The 17,571-nt window shown below is 40.5% G+C and carries 13 protein-coding genes; 1 reads left to right on the top strand and 12 read right to left on the bottom strand.

Going from position 1 to position 17,571, the window contains the following annotated elements:
• Positions 1–230: 230 nt before the first annotated feature.
• The 12 genes from yjeM to ACPBEH_RS08800 all read right to left on the bottom strand — a co-directional run bounded on the left by yjeM (position 231) and on the right by ACPBEH_RS08800 (position 14,527).
• Positions 231–1,715, bottom strand: a complete 1,485-nt coding sequence (gene yjeM, locus ACPBEH_RS08855; RefSeq protein WP_112260932.1) for a glutamate/gamma-aminobutyrate family transporter YjeM — start codon at positions 1,713–1,715, stop codon at positions 231–233.
• 209 nt (positions 1,716–1,924) lie between these two features.
• A complete protein-coding gene (pgmB, locus tag ACPBEH_RS08850) occupies positions 1,925–2,587 on the bottom strand; it encodes a beta-phosphoglucomutase (RefSeq protein WP_424348928.1) in 663 nt (220 codons plus the stop codon).
• Positions 2,588–2,606: 19 nt separating this feature from the next.
• Positions 2,607–4,796, bottom strand: a complete 2,190-nt coding sequence (locus ACPBEH_RS08845) for a glycoside hydrolase family 65 protein (protein ID WP_424348927.1) — start codon at positions 4,794–4,796, stop codon at positions 2,607–2,609.
• 18 nt (positions 4,797–4,814) lie between these two features.
• Positions 4,815–6,200 (bottom strand): PTS transporter subunit EIIC, encoded by a 1,386-nt coding sequence (locus ACPBEH_RS08840; RefSeq protein WP_234057543.1) that lies wholly within the window; start codon positions 6,198–6,200, stop codon positions 4,815–4,817.
• 31 nt (positions 6,201–6,231) lie between these two features.
• Complete coding sequence (locus ACPBEH_RS08835; protein ID WP_424348926.1) at positions 6,232–7,665, bottom strand: glycoside hydrolase family 1 protein; 1,434 nt, start codon at positions 7,663–7,665, stop codon at positions 6,232–6,234.
• 228 nt (positions 7,666–7,893) lie between these two features.
• Entirely contained in the window at positions 7,894–8,748 is an 855-nt protein-coding gene (locus tag ACPBEH_RS08830) for an AraC family transcriptional regulator (protein ID WP_424348925.1), read from the bottom strand.
• Positions 8,749–8,771: 23 nt separating this feature from the next.
• A complete protein-coding gene (locus tag ACPBEH_RS08825) occupies positions 8,772–9,446 on the bottom strand; it encodes an MgtC/SapB family protein (RefSeq protein ID WP_035145195.1) in 675 nt (224 codons plus the stop codon).
• A 138-nt stretch (positions 9,447–9,584) separates the two neighbouring features.
• Complete coding sequence (locus ACPBEH_RS08820; protein ID WP_112260942.1) at positions 9,585–10,961, bottom strand: Nramp family divalent metal transporter; 1,377 nt, start codon at positions 10,959–10,961, stop codon at positions 9,585–9,587.
• 282 nt (positions 10,962–11,243) lie between these two features.
• On the bottom strand, positions 11,244–11,462 hold the full coding sequence (locus ACPBEH_RS08815) for a hypothetical protein (protein ID WP_104964586.1): 219 nt from the start codon (positions 11,460–11,462) through the stop codon (positions 11,244–11,246).
• A 114-nt stretch (positions 11,463–11,576) separates the two neighbouring features.
• The gene (locus ACPBEH_RS08810) at positions 11,577–12,113 is read right to left on the bottom strand and encodes a phenolic acid decarboxylase (protein WP_035146637.1); all 537 of its coding nucleotides are present in this window, start codon (positions 12,111–12,113) and stop codon (positions 11,577–11,579) included.
• Between the two features lie 142 nt (positions 12,114–12,255).
• Entirely contained in the window at positions 12,256–13,269 is a 1,014-nt protein-coding gene (gene adhP, locus ACPBEH_RS08805) for an alcohol dehydrogenase AdhP (protein WP_424348924.1), read from the bottom strand.
• A 97-nt stretch (positions 13,270–13,366) separates the two neighbouring features.
• A complete protein-coding gene (locus ACPBEH_RS08800; protein WP_251933884.1) occupies positions 13,367–14,527 on the bottom strand; it encodes a cation:proton antiporter in 1,161 nt (386 codons plus the stop codon).
• A 353-nt stretch (positions 14,528–14,880) separates the two neighbouring features.
• On the opposite strand from ACPBEH_RS08800, the gene ACPBEH_RS08795 reads away from it, so the two are divergent.
• Entirely contained in the window at positions 14,881–17,541 is a 2,661-nt protein-coding gene (locus tag ACPBEH_RS08795) for an HAD-IC family P-type ATPase (RefSeq protein WP_424348923.1), read from the top strand.
• Positions 17,542–17,571: the final 30 nt, after the last annotated feature.

Below are 17,571 nucleotides of genomic sequence, written 5' to 3'. Positions count from 1 at the left end.
TCTCATTATTAATATTGTTAACAGCTTTTTTAAACAAATTTAAATATTACTTGTTTCCCAATAGGTTGCACCCTAGAAAATTTAAAATCCATTTAGAAAACTTATTTTCAAATTGCAACTATTTTGTTCAAATTATTAAAATGTAATGAGATTCGCAATTGTTTTCTCTCCAAATTTACCGAGAAATAAAAAAACAGGCCCTCTAATGAGGACCTGTTTTTGATAACGTTTTAAGCAACTTTCTTTTGATAACGGTGATAGAGTGCGATCGCCATAATCGCAAAGACGATTGGCCCGATGACCATCCAAAAAGCATCCATATAACTACCTTCTAGTATTGGTTGCACAATCGTGAAAGCAATCCCGAAGACTAAGACTAAATCGACAACAATTGTCACAGCTTGCACTGATGCTTTAGTCTTAAAGAATTCGTATGGCCGTTCTAAATCTTTGCGCGCCTTAAAGTAAGGGAAGGCAGTCACTAAGAAGAGATAAGGTAATGATGTTGAAACGTTCGACATCAAGGTTAATACGTTATAGAATTCGCTGGCAGCTTTACCACCAAATGAGATAACAGCAATTAATAAACAAACCAAAACAGCTTGTGCCCACATTGCCTTTTCAGGCATCCCGTGTTTATTGACTTCAGCAAAGCCTTTTGGCCATAATGCTTTTGGTGTCCCTAGTACGAATGATTTTAATGGTGAATAAATGAGGACGGCAAAGGCCCCAAGGTAACTGATAAACATGATTAACCCGGTAATCCGAGCAAATAACGTCCCAATCCCAACAGCGGCTGTTGTTGACATCCCAAATGCATGTCCAAATTGATATCCTAGGTTTTGCATCAAGACGTACGTGATATTCCCCATGTTGGCTTTATCGCCACCTAAAACTTGGTGCCAGTTCGTTGAAATCCCCCACATGAAGATTGCAATGGCGTAGATTAAGGTAATGAAGGCTGTCGCAATCATTAACCCCTTAGGGAAAGTCTTTTCTGGATGATCCATACTATCCGTCACGCCACCCATTGTTTCCATCCCCGCATAAGCGAAGATTGAAAAGACAACGAACGACAACATCCCGATTGGTGATTGATAAGAAGCCATCGGACTCTTAACGAAAGTTGTCACACCGTGAATTGGTTCAGCAAGCTTAAAGCCTGTCTTAAACCAAATTGCAAGACTGATCACTAAGAAAGCTGCGAATAAAAAGGCCACAGCCATCCCACTGAAAGAAGCAAACTTTTGAATTTTATCAATCCCACGGCTTGATAGGAAGGTTAAGGCTAAAATCCAAAGCACACCTAAAACACCGACGACTTGGGTCCCATTTAACCCGATAAAATGCCAAGTTGTTGTTTGGTCTGATCCTTGTAAGAAAGTTGAAAATGGAATCCACACTTTCGCAGCGGTCGATACCATCCAAACAATCCATGAGGCTAACCAGATGAACGTTCCGATAAAGGCTGCCTTCTTACCAATTGACGCTTCAAGCCATGAATAAAGGCCCCCACGCGCTTCTTTCAATGATGAACCGTATTCGGCAAACATCAATGAGGTTGGTAAAAAGAAAAAGATAGCTGCTAGGATATACCAGATAATACTGGCATATCCCATTAAATAAAAGGCAATGGTGGTATTCGCAAAGCCAAAAATTGATCCAAAGATCATCAAGATTAAGCCATTGACATTAATCTTCTTTGATTTCTCCATAATATACACAAGTCCTTTTTGTTGGTCTAAGTTAGAATAAATATACAATTCTACCAGTATAATGTCAATCTTATATGAATAAAGAATGGCAAGTAATCGTTTTTATTCATATATTCATTATTTTTATACAGCAACGGCCTTAACCACTATTTAAAAACAAAAAAAGATTGGGACAAAAATAAATTTGTCCCAATCTCTTATTTTAATGATTAGCGTGCATCATAGGCCTTTTGTAATAAATCATATGATAGCGATTCTGTCGTCGGTACAACCCAATCAGCTTCTGGAAATTCAGCTGGATCACCAATCAAAACTGATACTGCATGTGCCGCATTAATCGCAGTCATCCCAGCAATTGAATCTTCTAGCCCAACACAATGTTCAGGCGCGATCCCTAATTGCTGTGCTGCTGCCAAGAATATATCTGGTGCCGGTTTACCATTTTTAATCTGTTGCGGATCGACCAATGTATCGAAGTACGCTGTCAAACCCAACTTATCCAAAATAATTGGCGCATTATTACTTGCTGAAGCTACCGCAAGTTTAACGCCATGTTGTTGTAGTTCGTCTAACAGTGCTTTGATTCCTGGTAAAATATCAGCTTTTGTCAAACTGTTAATCAACTTTAAATAATTCGTATTTTTCTCAGTTGCGAATGTTTGAATTTGAGCTTCTGAATACACGCCCGTTTTTCCAGCAAAGTGAATAATCCGTTGGAGTGATTCAAGGCGACTAACGCCTTTTAAATCAGCTTCAAAATCAGCCGGTAATTCAACACCGATTTTTTCACGGGCTAAAACGCACCACGCACTAAAATGAAATTTAGCCGTATCAGTAATAACACCATCTAAATCAAATAAGACACCTTCCATATGCAATCCCTCATATTAATTAAATTTGTTTCAGATTTCCTGCAACTTTTACTTGAATCGACGCACTATCGTTTAATCGTTCCACTGCGACGGTATTTGGTTGCAGTGTTATCTGAAGTAGTGCCCCTTGGTAGCTCACTCTGAAGCGCACTGTTTTTAATTGTGTTGGTAAGTGCGATTCAACAACTAACTGATTGTTTTCACTATGGAGATTTGCAAAGCCATAAACAATTCCTAACCAAGAGCCACCCATATTAGCAGCGTGTAAGCCATCACTAGTATTCCCCTGTAAATCGGTTAAATCCATCAATGCTGAATCCATATAGTAGTCATATGCATCTTTGCGATCTAACCGACTAGCAATAATCCCAAAAATCGAACGTGATAATGAGGAGTCATGCGTCGTAATCTGACTATAATAATCGAAATCACGCGTTAACTGTCCTACATCAATATCATCTTGGAAGAGCATATCACTCAATAGTGTATCTGCTTGCTTATTAACGCGGTGCCGGTAAATCATTAATGGATGATAATGCAATAGCAACGGATAATGATCTTTCGGCGTTTTTTCAAACGGCCAAGTTGCCATTAATGGTGATTCATCATCTTGTTGTTTGATTTGGCGAACCTGATCATAAGGTAAATACATCGCATCTGCAGCGACCTTCAAATCAGCCACTAATTGCGCACTATTTTCAACAGTGGGCCCTTTGTGTTGTTCCAACAAGTTTTGTGCAAATCGCATATTTTCTTGTGCAATTCGGTTAGTATAGTAATTATTATTCACTAACGCTGTATATTCATCTGGCCCAGTAACTTTAAAGATGCCAAAATACTGCTGGTTGCCTTTTTCGAACCAAGCGCCGTATGATAACCAGAACTTAGCTGTTTCAATGACAATCTCTGCCCCAAATTGATTTAAGAAATCCTCATCCTTGGTAATCTCATAATATTGTTTTACCGCATAGGCAATATCACCGTCGATATGAACTTGTGCCGTTCCAGCTGGATAGTAGGCACTTAGTTCTTGACCACTAATCGTTCGCCATGGGAATAAGGCTCCAGCCCCGCCCATTGTTTGCGCGCGTTTTTTAGCTTCTTCTAGAATATGGTAACGATATAACAATAATTGCTTAGCAATTTTAGGATTCGTATAGCTGAAAAATGGTAGCATATACATTTCTGTATCCCAGAAATAATGACCTTCATACCCAGCGCCACTAACTCCTTTAGCCGCAATATTCGTCTGTCCATCACGTCCTGCTGATTGGTAAAGTTGGAAAATATTGTAGCGAATGCCCTTTTGTAAAGCATGATTACCTTCAATAACGACATCCGACTGATGCCAAAATACGTCTAGTACTTGCTGATTGGTTGCTAGTAGCTCATCATCTGTGAAATTGGCTGCGACCTTCTCAGTTTGATTAATCCGACCAATCGCACGATCAAATCCAAATTGATAATGGTGTAGTGCTGCTATTGTCCCAACAATTTGAAAGCCCGTTGCATTTTGGACAACTTGCCAACCTTCTGGATAGCGTCCAATCATTTCTTGTTGCACGATTGTTTGCCCTGATGATGTACTCGTTGTTTGCCAGTTAAATACTGCCGGGGTTCCCGGTAGTATGATCACTTCAATTGGCAGTTCGCGATTAGCAATTCTTGGATCATCATCGTCTACTTTTTCATGTTGACCCTGTTCGATTAAAAGCCGTTCAAACTTAATTGGACCTCGATAGTCAGGTGCTGATAAGTCGAAAAGTAAACTAAATGCATTGCGATCACATGCTAACAGCGTTTCAACACCTAGGTGTAACACCACGCCTTGACTAGAAATCAGTTCGTATTGCTCAACTAACCGATTTTCACGCATCTTCAGTATCGTTTCTTTTAGTATGATTTGCCAATCATGATTGCTTAGTTGGTCCGTTTCACTAAGTACGATATTAATTGCTTTGGGATTAAAAAGAGTCATAATCGTTTGATGATTATCGGCATACCCCACCGCTTTTTCACCGTATTCAATGGGCGTTGTGCCGTAAAAACCGTTGATTAGCATTCCCGGATGGTTCTTTTGGGAATCATTAGTTGGTAATCCGGCACGAATACCAACTTGTCCATTGCCTAATGAGAAAATTGTTTCTAAATAGGCGCGATCATGGTGCTTAACATCTGCCAGCGTTAATTCATATTGTGCATCGCTCATTGCTTTACCTCCACCACGCTATTTCGCGTCTTTTAAATCTGCTTCTTTTTGGAAAATTAATGTCATGATAAATGATAGGACTAATGATAAGACCATCATCGTAATCCCAGCAATCACATTGGCTGTTCCTTTGGCGCCTGAAAAACCAAGGATTGCCATCACACTATTTTGAGGAACATACAATGTGACATGCATTAAACCACCGAAACAGCCTGCAATACCAGCACTAATCGCTGCTGCCACTAAAGGTTTACGGTACTTCATCGTTACCCCATACAGGGCTGGTTCTGTAATCCCCATGATGGCTGAAATACCGGCCGCTGTTGCTAGTGATTTAACAGATTGATTTTTTGATTTCAAGGCAACTGCTAGTGTTGCGCCACCTTGGGCCAAATTGGCACAAACTTGCGCAACAAGAATTAATGATTCTGTACCGGTCGCCGCAAAAGAGGCCACGAAGATTGGTGTTAGCGCATGGTGCATCCCCGTCATCACAATGAATGGCATTGCTGCAGCTAATACAGCCACCATGATGAACCCTAATTGGCCTTGTAATAGATTAATAACCCAAGCTAAGCCCATTCCGGCGTAATTACCTAAAGGTCCCACAACAATCAAAGCTAATGGTGCTGAAATGAGTAACACCAAAGTAGGATTGAGAATAATTTTTAATGATTTAGGGGTAATCCGATCGACCCCTTTTTCAATGTAAGACATCATCCAAACTGTTAATAGCGCAGGAATAACTGATGCCGCATAACTAACACCTTGAATCGGAATACCGACAAATGAAATTGGCTTACCCGACGTCACCCAAGCTGTAAAACTAGGGTGTAAGAAAATACCAACCACAATCACAGCAATCGATGTGTTCACCTTAAATTTACGTGAAGCAAAAATCGCTAATAGAATTGGCATGAAGTAAAAGGCACCATCACCGATAAAATCAAGTACCCGATAAGTACTAGAAGTTGTTGCCATCCACTTAAAAGTTGTCGATAGCGATAAAATAACTTTAATCATCCCGGCTGCAGTCAATGCGGGAATCATCGGTGTCATACAACCTGTAATGGTATCGATAATTTGATTCCAAACAGATGTTTTCTTAACTGCCTTTGTAGTTGCTGATTCGGCGACTGTTTCAGTATCGCCACTAACAATGCCGTTTGCTAGAATCGCATCAAAAACTTGGTTCACTTGCGCGCCGATAATCACTTGGTATTGCGTTGGCGTTGGATTAACACCAACAACCCCGGCCATATTCTTCAGCTTTTCCGCTTGAACCTTTGTTTCATCCTTTAAACTAAATCGTAATCGAGTTGCACAATGAACAACCGAATTAATATTTGTTGGACCGCCGACAGCTTCAATAATTGCTTTTGCTAAATCATTGTATTCACTCACTATAATCACTCCTTGGTTAACTTAACTTCATTTATTCAAAGACACTAGCACCTTGGCTATTAATTACTTTTTGGTAGAAATAAAAACTATCTTTTTTATATCGTCGATGACTACCGCCGCCGTCATTATCTTGATCGACGTATAAGACACCGTAACGCTTAGCAATCTTACCTTCACTTACACTGGTTAAATCGATAATGCCCCACATGAGGTAACCCATCAATGGCACGCCATCTTCTTGCACTGCTAATATCAAATTCTTAATATGTTCTCTCAAATAATCAATCCGATACGTATCATGAACTTGATCATTATCTAGTTCGTCTTCGGTTCCTAAACCATTTTCTACAATAAATAATGGCAACCGATAACGATCATATAATTGATTCAATGTAATCCGCAAACCTAATGGATCATTTTGCCAAACCCCTTTACTCTTAGGCAGATAAGGATTTCTGAGTGTTGTAAAACCGTTGGTAGCAACCGTTTCTAAATCCTTGTCTTCTGCTGATGTACAAGCACTTGAATAGTAGCTAAATGAAACAAAATCAACTGTATTAGCTTTTAGAATCGCTTGATCATCATCTGTCATATCTAAATGGATTTGTTTTTCTTCAAAGAAATGCGCAATATAGTTGGGGTATGCTCCGAATACTTGAACATCCGCAAACAATAAGTTCTCACGATCACTCTTTACCGCTGCAAAAACATCCTTAGGATCAGCTGTATAAGCATATGTTTTCCCAGCAGCCAACATCGTGCCAAATTGGAAATCAGGATTAATTTTTTTCCCGGCTTCAATGACCAACGCGTTCGCTAATAATTGATGATGGCCCGCTTGATACTGTGTTTCAAGGTTATTTGCGCCAGTTGTAAACTGAACACCACCCCCAATAAATGGAATATGCAAAATCATATTCATTTCATTAAAAGGAATCCAATATTTAATTCGCTTTTGATAACGGGTCATCAAACACTCTGCATAACGGACAAATAATGCGATAACTTCCCGACTTGCCCAACCATTGTATTTTTTAACGAGGTGCAACGGAATTTCAAAATGGCTAAGGGTTACAATCGGTTCAATGCCATACTTATCAAGTTCATCAAGAATGGCATCATAGTAAGCTAATCCTGCTTGATTAGGTTCTGTTTCTTCGCCTGTTGGAAAAATTCTCGACCAAGAAATTGAAAATCGGAAGCTATTAATCCCTAATTCACTCAGTGTTTTAATATCTGCTTGATATGTTTTATAAAAATCGATACCAAAACGGCCTGGATAAATTTCTTTCTTTGCTGGCTGCATTAAATTAGGCACTTGATCCTGATAGACCGCTTTCAATCTTTGGTTATTTAATGGGACTTGATCATAATTAGAGGGTTGGCGACCATCTTCTAAATAATGACCCTCAGTTTGGGCTGCTGAGATTGCGCCACCCCATAAAAAGTTTTCAGCTAATTTCATTATTAATCATTCCTTTTTCTCTCAAAAATAGTTTTTGCCGTTATTATTATTTCTCTCTAAAATACCTGTTAAATTGGCTTATTTATCAACAATTAAATTATACAAAACTATAAATCGCTTTCATTCCCTTTTTATTGCTTAGTTATTCTCATATATTGCGCTCTATATCTTAAACATACAAAAAGCCCAGAACCGTTAACGTAACGGTTCTGGGCTTCGCTTACAGCGCTATTCCTTATCCAAGCGCATTTGTTTACGGTACGCAAGTGGCGAGATTGCCATTGATTGTTTAAACAACCGATAAAAAGTCTTATCACTTTCGAAACCAACCTGCGAAATAATCTCCGTAACACTTAATGTCGAGTTGATCAGTAGCCATTTAGCCTTATCAATTCGGTAATCATTTAAAAAGGTGATGAACGTCTTCCCTGTATTCCGTTTAAAGAAGCGCGTGAAATAAAACTGACTATAACCTATTTCAGCAGCCACTTCCTCCAAAGACAAGTGACCTGTGTAACGTTTTTCAACCATTCGAAAAACAATATCTAGACGCGCTAATATTTCGTCACTTTTAACCTGTTGGCTGGCAGCCGTTTTAACTTTAGTCCGTGGCACCTCACGGATAAAGCGCGTTAATATTTTGTATAAATCTGCTCGCACTTCAAACGTCATCGCAGGCAATTGGTTGGTTTCCTCTTGATAAATCTGGTCTAGTAGTCGGCGGATATCAGTAACCGCCGCGCCCCAGTCTCGACTTAAAGTTGGTAATTCGCTGAATAATACAGGTAAATCGACTTGCGCCATCGTCGTTTTAAAAAATGCTAAATCAAACTGATAAATAATCCGCTCACTGCCTGGTGAAGCCAAAACATAATGTAACTCTCCGCCATCGATTAATACAATTTCACCAGCAGAAACAATATACGGTTGGTCGTTAATCCCTAAATTAATCGTTCCTTTAATGACATAAATTAATTCAATTTCACGATGCCAGTGAGGCGTCGTGAGAATATCGCCTTCATTAACTAACAAACGAAATGGAAATTCCGGACTAAGATGTAGCATCTCTAAGTAAATTGCCATCGTTCATTTCCCCTTCTTTTCAGTTAAATGCTGACCATTCTAATCGTCATAATATTCTTATTCATCGAAATGTCTTCTACAATTTCTGAGTATTGCATCTCTCGTGGAATTTCGATTCGATAAACGTTGGTGTAAATCGTATCCCGTTCATTTTGAGTCACCGAGAAATTGACATCCCGAATCTGAATATGGTGTTCTTCAAAATAAGTTTGGATAAATTCCTTGGTTTCTAGTTTGTGCTTATATTTAATTTCAATTTTCTTCAACGTATTGATATGAATGATTTTCTTTAAAAAGACGATCACAAAAATGACGAAAACGGCACTAATAACGGCAATTTGGTAATAGCCCATCCCAATCGCTAAACCAATGCCAGCTGTCGCCCATAACGAGGCTGCCGTTGTTAACCCTTGAATTTTGTGGCGGGTCACGACAATCGTCCCGGCCCCTAAGAAACCAATCCCACTGACCACTTGCGCAATCAAACGCGCCTGATCAGAACGAATCGTGGTGGCAATCGCTAAATGGTGTAGCGCAAATTGCACATTTTGAGCAGCAATTTCCTGTTGAATCATCGCAATGACACAGGCCCCCAAGCAGACCAGAATATGCGTCCGAATCCCAGCCGGACGATTTTTATACTCCCGATCGGAGCCAATAATCCCAGCGATTACGGTCGCTAGGGTCAACCGAATCATAATATGGACTGTTGTTACTTCAAACAAAATATCATCCCTCCAGAATAGTAACTTCCTTCTAGTCTAGCATACCTATTGGACCGCAATCAAAAAAGCGATTAGCTGCCTTAATATCGGCCAAGCTAATCGCTTATTTTATTAGGCTGCTAGGCCCACTGTTTGTAAAATTAAATAGATATTCAATAATGTTAAGACAATTGTGACGAACCAAGCCGTATATTTCACCCAAGGGCGGTTAACGAATGGTCCCATGATTTTTTCATCACTGGTAAATAATGTCAATGGAATCATTGAAACTGGCAATGCGATACTCAAGAAGACTTGTGAGTAAATCAAAAGGTTTTCAACTTGGGCTTCATTCCCATGATAATAAACCGTGAAGATGATAACTGGTAAGATTGATAACCCCCGCGTGATAACACGACGAGCCCACAATGGAATCTTCATGCGGACGAAACCTTCCATGACAATTTGTCCTGAAAGCGTCCCTGTAATCGTTGAGTTTTGACCTGATGCCAATAAGGCAACAGCAAAAAGTAAACTCAACATTGGGCTAGCAATACTCCCAACAATTTCTTTGTTTTGTAAAGCGTTAAATAAATCAACAAAACGACCTAAATCACTGTTAGTACCATAGAACATTGCTGCCCCAAGGATTAATAGTAAACAGTTAACGACAAAAGCGACTGTTAATTGGATGTTTGAATCGATTACTGTAAACTTGATTGCTTTACGTTTTTCAGCAACATCATCCCGATCGTATTGACGTGCTTGCGCAATTGAAGAATGCAAGTACAAGTTATGTGGCATAACAGTTGCACCAACAATCCCTAACGCTAAGAACAACATCTTCTTGTCAGTCATAATTCTTGGGCTTGGTACAAATCCACGCACAACATCACCCATGTTAGGTTGTGCCAAGATTACTTCGTATAAGAAGACGAATAAGATAACAGCCACTAAGGTTGCCACAATCGCTTCAATTTTCCGGAAACCAAGTTTCATCAATAATAATAAGAGCAAGACATCGAATGCGGTGATTAAGACACCCCATAATAATGGAATATTAAAGATTAATTCTAACGCAATGGCGGAACCAATAATTTCTGCAATATCAGTCGCCATAATGGCTAATTCTGTGACAATCCACAGGAAAATACCCATCTTTTTACCGGTTTTGGCACGCGTCATCTGCGCTAAATCCATCCCGGTAACAATTCCTAAACGTGCCGCCATTGCTTGTAATAGCATGGCAATTAAGTTCGATACTAAAATAACACTGATCAAGGTGTAAGCAAATTGTGCCCCACCGGCAATTGATGTAATCCAGTTACCTGGATCCATGTAACCAACCGCAACCAACGCACCGGGTCCCATGAAAGCCATCAAGGTTTTCCAGAAACCAGCGTTCTTAGGGATCGCAACGGTGTTGTTAATTTCTTCTAGACTACTACCATCAGCATAATGAATAAATTTCTCATGCTTCTGTGAATCTTCTCGCTGTTTCTTATCCATATAAGTACCTCTTTCTCTTCGATTGAGTTATTCAACTATTAGGATTCAATGACTTTGATTTTAGGATGACCTAACTTTAGTCGTCCCCACTGCTCAAATAATCCTTCATTATTCTATCACATCCGAATTGACTTGTCCCTATCCAAGTTTAAAAAAAATACCGATTTGACGGTCTTTTTTTATGAAGCGTTTTCCCTTCATCACTTTAACACGAAAAATGCCCAGATGTCTAAGAACACATCTGGGCATTACTAATAGGAGGAAAATCGTTTAGGTTGATAGCTAACCGGCAACTCTCGTTAACGAAATTCGGCATAATTGCTGCGAATTCACGATAATCTGTTGCATCAGTTCGTGGACAATAAAGCGATCATTCGGCATATAATTCAAAATTAAGACATGCACGGTCTCTTCGCATTTCTCCAAGACCTTGCCTAAATAAGGTTCCGTCATCATTTCATTGGCTTGACATCGTACCAAGTCGCCTACTTTAATCGTCATCTATCATCCACCTCGTTAGCTTATTTGACTACAACTACATTATACCGTAACCGCTTCCTTTTATCAAATATTATCTTATGCTAATGATTAGTTTTGCCAGGAAACTAAATTAGATTAACGATTAATCTTCTTGTAATTTTCATCGAAGTAACGACCTTCTTGAATATCTTCAATCATCCCTTCATATGGTGCTTGGCTAATAACATCTTCATTGTTTTGACCAGCATCACCCATGTAAGTAATTGTAGCGAATTCAGGTACCAATAACTTAGGATATGTTTCGTATTTTTCACGTGATTCTTCCATCAATGCGATATGGTCGTTTTGATAAGTGACCGTAATTTCTGGATGTTCTTCAACCCATTTAGGGAAGAAGATTGTACCGTGTAACTTGTTTTCGTTAGGCATGAAGTCCAAAGCAACATCTGTCCCAGTTGGTTCAGTCCAAGTAATCTTGAAGACACCGTCCGTTAGTTTAACAATATTAGCTTCTTGATCGCGAACCCAACGCCCTGCAACCATCCCACCATGGATACGGTAGTCAACGGTATGGTCGTTTTTAGCATACCATTCGTACTTCCAACCATTATCATACGTGTAAATAAAGTGTGTGCCTAAAAAGTCTTCTAATTCTTTAAATTGTTTTGTCATTAAAATTACCTCCGCGTTATCATGTAATTAATTACATGTTTTTATTACTACGTAAGTGTACGGCTATTTTTAAAATTTGTCAACAAAAAAAGCATTGGGCTAAAAGTTGCCTTTAGCCCAACGCCTCATTTTATTTTTAAGTTTATTTTGTAAAATCAATCACCATTCGGCCTGAAATCTTACCTTCAGCCATTTCAGTCATAATATCATTGATATCTGCCAAGGGTCTGGTTTGAACAATTGGTGTCACTGCGCCTTCTGCAGCAAACTCAAAAGCTTCCGCTAAATCAGCCCGTGTCCCAACAAGTGAGCCGATGACTTCAATCCCATCTAATACTAATCTTGGAATTGAAAGATCCATCGTTTCAACAGGCAATCCAACAGCCACCACTTTGCCCGTTGCACGCACAGCATCTACAGCTTGGTTGAAAGCGACCTTAGAAACAGCCGTAATCACAGTTGCGTGGGCGCCATCGCCAGTTACTTCTTTAACCCGGGCTACCACATCTTCTTGCTTGCCATTAATGATAACATCAGCACCTAATTCTTTAGCAATTGCTAACTTGTCATCATTAATATCTACTGCAATCACTTTAGCATTGAAGACATTCTTGGCATATTGAAGCGCTAAGTTGCCTAAGCCCCCCATCCCAAAAATAACCAACCATTGACCTGGTTTGATGCCTGAAACCTTAATTGCTTTGTAAGTTGTGACACCAGCACAAGTAATACTGCTGGCCGCAATTGGATCCAAATCTTCAGGGACCTTCACTGCGTAATCAGCGGTGACAATACATTCTTCAGCCATTCCACCATCAACCGTATAGCCTGCGTTTTGTGCTTGGCGACAGAATGTTTCTTGACCATTCACACAATAATCACAATGCCCACAGCCTTGGAAGAACCAAGCAACACTGACCCGATCGCCGACTTTTAACGACGTTACCGCTGAGCCAATTTCACTAACAATTCCAACACCCTCATGCCCTAAGACACGGCCAGGTACTTCGCCAAAATCACCATTTTTAACATGCAAGTCGGTGTGACAAACACCGCAGTATTCCATCTTAACGAGCGCTTCATTGGCTTTAATTGGACGTAACTTCTTATCAATAATATCAACTGTATGTTCTTTGTTTGCGACCGCTGCTTTCATAATGGCACCTCTTTAACTAGTTTTTGAAATCGTTTCCATAACTAATTATAGCGCATTATGATTTTTTTCACAATCTTTTCTTATGCGCTTAGCAGCATTATTTAGTTGCTGCCAATTGTTTCTTGATAGCTGACTTCAAAATAAAAGGTGCTAGAATCGTTGTCAAAATAATGACGAAAATAATCGCTGAATAGTACATTTCACTCAATAACTTCGCTGTATAACCGATTTGCGCAATAATCAACGCCATCTCACCGCGCGAAATCATCGCTGCCCCAATTGTGTAGGCACCCGCTTGTGGGACACCCATCATTTTGGCACCCCAGCCACTGCCTAATAATTTTGCCAACACGGCTAAAACGGTTAGTACAATAATGAAGACTAAATGCCGATTTAAATCGGCAAACGTCATCGATAACCCAATGCTAACGAAAAAGACAGGAATGAAGACTGTATAGCCCAGTGGTTCAATATGACGGCTAATTTCAGATTGATATGGTGTTTGCGAAATCGCAATTCCTGCAAAAAAGGCACCTACAACCGTACTCAAATCAACGGCTTCTGCTAGCCAAACAAAAACAAAACAAATCACTAACGACATAATCGCATTTGAATAAGGCACCAATAACCGCTGACTCAAGCGCATCACACCCGGCACTAACCACTTAACACTGAAGTAAACCACTACGAAAAAGGCAATTTGTAAGGCAAAGGTTAGCCCAAGTCCCATCTGATTAGGCGCAGCGGTGGCTAATTGCGCACCGAAGAGACTTGTTAAGACGCTTAGAATGATTACCGCCAATAAATCATCAACGACTGCAGCCCCTAAAATAATCGTACCTTCGCGACTCTCAAGGACTTTTAATTCTCGCAAAACTTCGACCGAAATCGATACTGAAGTCGCAGCGAAAATAACACCAATAAATAGACTCTCCAATTGATTGATGCCAAACGCTAAACTCATCGCGTAAATTGATCCCACAGGCACAATCACACCCAAAATTGCGACAACTACACTGGGTTTGAAGTACTTCTTCAAAAGCGTTAAGTTACTCTCGAGACCGGCTGTAAACATCAATAAGACGACACCAATCTCTGAAAAGGTATGAATAAAGCTATTCTCATGTAATACACCTAACAATGCCGGACCCAGAATGATCCCGACGAGCAGCTGGCCAATCACCGCTGGCATACCGATTCGTTTACTGAGATGACCGGCTAATAAAGTACTGATTAAGATAATTGCTAATGTTGACATTTTCTAATTTCCTCCATAAAAAAAGCGCACTAAAATTCCCTTCTACCACCCTAAAGAAGGAAATCTTGAATGCGCAATGCTTCAACCGAATTTTTTCACTTATACAATTATGATACCATATCGAATGCACAATTACAAAAGTATTGCTTAGCTATTGCTAATAATTTTTATTAGATTGACACAGCATCAGTTTCTTGATAATTTAAATATAGAGACTATTCAGGAGGTGAACGTTTTTGAAAGATAACCCCGACGCTGCGGCGTGTTATTGCTTAAAAAGCAATCTTTATTGGCGAAAGGAATAATGGCGTTAATTTTAACTATTATGAATTTCAATATAAAGGAGATCAACAATGACAACCCAGATTAACCCTTACAATCAATCGATTGAGGATTTACAGAAAGATTACCCGGGAAATGATTTTGAACAAGGTCTTTCCCTAGTCGAGGCACAAAAACGTTTAGCCACAAACGGCCCTAACAAGCTAGAAAGTAAAAAAACACCTAAATGGCAACTCTTCATTCGCCAATTTAATAACCTGATTATCTACATCTTAATTGCAGCTGCGCTACTCACAACTCTGATGGGTCACTATTCTGATGCCATCATTATTGGTTTAGTGGTCATCATCAATGCGATTATCGGTTACTACCAAGAAGCCAACGCCTCAGATGCACTTGAACGCATCAAAGATTTATTGGCGACCGAAGCAACCGTTTATCGCGATGGTCAACGAATCGATATTCCCACCGAAGATTTAGTGGTTGGTGATGTCGTCTTCTTAGAAGCCGGCGATAGCATCCCTGCCGATTTAAGAATTGTCGATACCGATAACTTGCGCCTCGAAGAATCAGCACTGACCGGTGAGGCTGATTCAGTCGATAAACAAGCAGCAGCGCTCACACCAACAACCGTCCCATTAGCGGACCAAATTAACATGGCGTTTGCCTCAACCTCCGTTACAAACGGGAGTGGCTTGGGCGTGGTTGTCGCGACCGCTGAACAAACTGAAATTGGTCAAATTTCAAAAGCAGTTACGCATACACAAAGTCGCCCCACACCGCTGACCCGCGAGATTAATAAGTTAGGGGCCGGTGTTTCTTACGTGATTATTGCCGCTGCCATCTTGTTATTCATCTTAGGCTTTATCAGTGGCCTCTATTCATTACCGGTGCTTGCTATCGCCATTGTCACGATGGTTGTTGGTTCAATTCCGGAAGGACTCCCTGCAACAACCTCCGTTATTTTAGCTATGGGCGTTAGTGACATGGCCAAAAATAAACACGCGATTGTTAAAACCCTACCCGCTGTTGAAACACTAGGTTCCGTTGATGTGATTGCAACTGATAAAACGGGGACTTTAACGAAAAATGAAATGACGGTCAAAGATATTATCACTGCTGATCAAATCTACCATGTTTCTGGTAACGGGTATGCGCCTGAGGGTCAAATTCAACAAGCCGATCAACCAGCTGTTATCGATGACACCCTCGCCCTATTCTTAGAAGCCGGTTTTGAAGCCAATGATACCACTCTTTTCAAATCAGATGAGGGTTGGGCAATTAACGGTGAACCAACCGATGGTGCCTTTTTAACGGTCTACCACAAAGGATTTTCGATTGAGCAAGTACCGCAAAATACCGAAATCGACATGTTGCCGTTTGATTCTGATTACCGCTACATCGCTAAATTAGTTCAAACACCAGCTGGTCAGCGCCGCCTCTACATTAAGGGGTCACCGGACAAACTGTTCCCAATGGCACAACAAAAAGACGCTGCCTTCCCACTAGATACTTGGAATCAACACGTGCAACGACTCTCCGAACAAGGTAAACGGGTCGTGGCTGTCGGTTACCTCGACGTACCAGCATCAACAACGACGATTACGCATGAAGGTCTTAACGAAGGGATTACCTTGCTCGGCTTAGCCGGCATTATTGATCCGCCTCGTGACGAAGTGATTCAAGCACTGGCTGAAATGAATGCGGCCGGTGTCGATGTCAAAATGATTACCGGTGACCATCCCCTAACCGCCAAAGCAATTGGGGAAAAGTTAGGCTTGGCACCGGTCATCAAAACCATTACCGGCCCCGAATGGGATCAGTTAACCCCTGAGGATAAAGAAATTGCTGCGGTTGACCATCAGGTTTTCGCGCGGACCACCCCTAGCAACAAACTCGAAATCGTCGAAGCGCTCCAAAAACAACACAAAGTGACTGCAATGACCGGTGACGGTGTCAATGACGCGCCTGCTTTAAAACGGGCCGATATTGGCGTCGCAATGGGGATTAAAGGGACTGACGTTGCTAAGGATTCTGCGGATATGATTTTAACCAACGATAACTTTGCCACCATGTCCGTCGCAATTCAAGAAGGTCGGCGCATTTACGATAATATCAAAAAGAGTATTCTCTTCTTATTACCAACGTCATTTGCTGAAGGTTTAATTATCGCCTTCACGATTTTAATGCAACAATCAATGCCACTCCAAGCTGCCCAGTTACTCTGGATTAACATGGTTTCGGCAATTACGATTCAATTTGCCTTCATCTTCGAACCTGCTGAAGATGGCATTATGGCGCGGGCCCCACGCAAAACGGGTCAAACCTTAATGAACAAACACGATATCTTCCAGATGGCCTACGTGTCGGTCTTAATGGCGTTGATTGCCTTGTGGGCCTATGATTGGTTACTCGGCCGGGGTGTTGATCAAGTGACCGCAAGTACGATGATGGTTAATATCATCGTGATTAGCAAGATTTTCTACCTCTTCAACATCCGAACAACGAAATTAGCCTTTTCAAAAGCTTTCTTCTCAAATCCAAAAGCCTTTGGGATTATTGCTGGCATGATTGTTCTCCAATTGATTTTGACTTACGTACCGTTTATGCAAAAACTATTCTATACAGAACCACTAACACTATTAGAATGGGCGGTATCAATTGGCGCTGGCTTCTTGATCTTGATTATTACGGAATTTGATAAGATTATCAGACTTAAACTAAAACGATAAGCGCCAAAAAGGGACTGTGCAAATTTACTT

Source organism: Latilactobacillus parasakei, from assembly GCF_049674265.1.
In the GTDB taxonomy this organism is placed as follows: domain Bacteria; phylum Bacillota; class Bacilli; order Lactobacillales; family Lactobacillaceae; genus Latilactobacillus; species Latilactobacillus sakei.
This window is presented reverse-complemented; position numbering and strand designations above follow the sequence as displayed.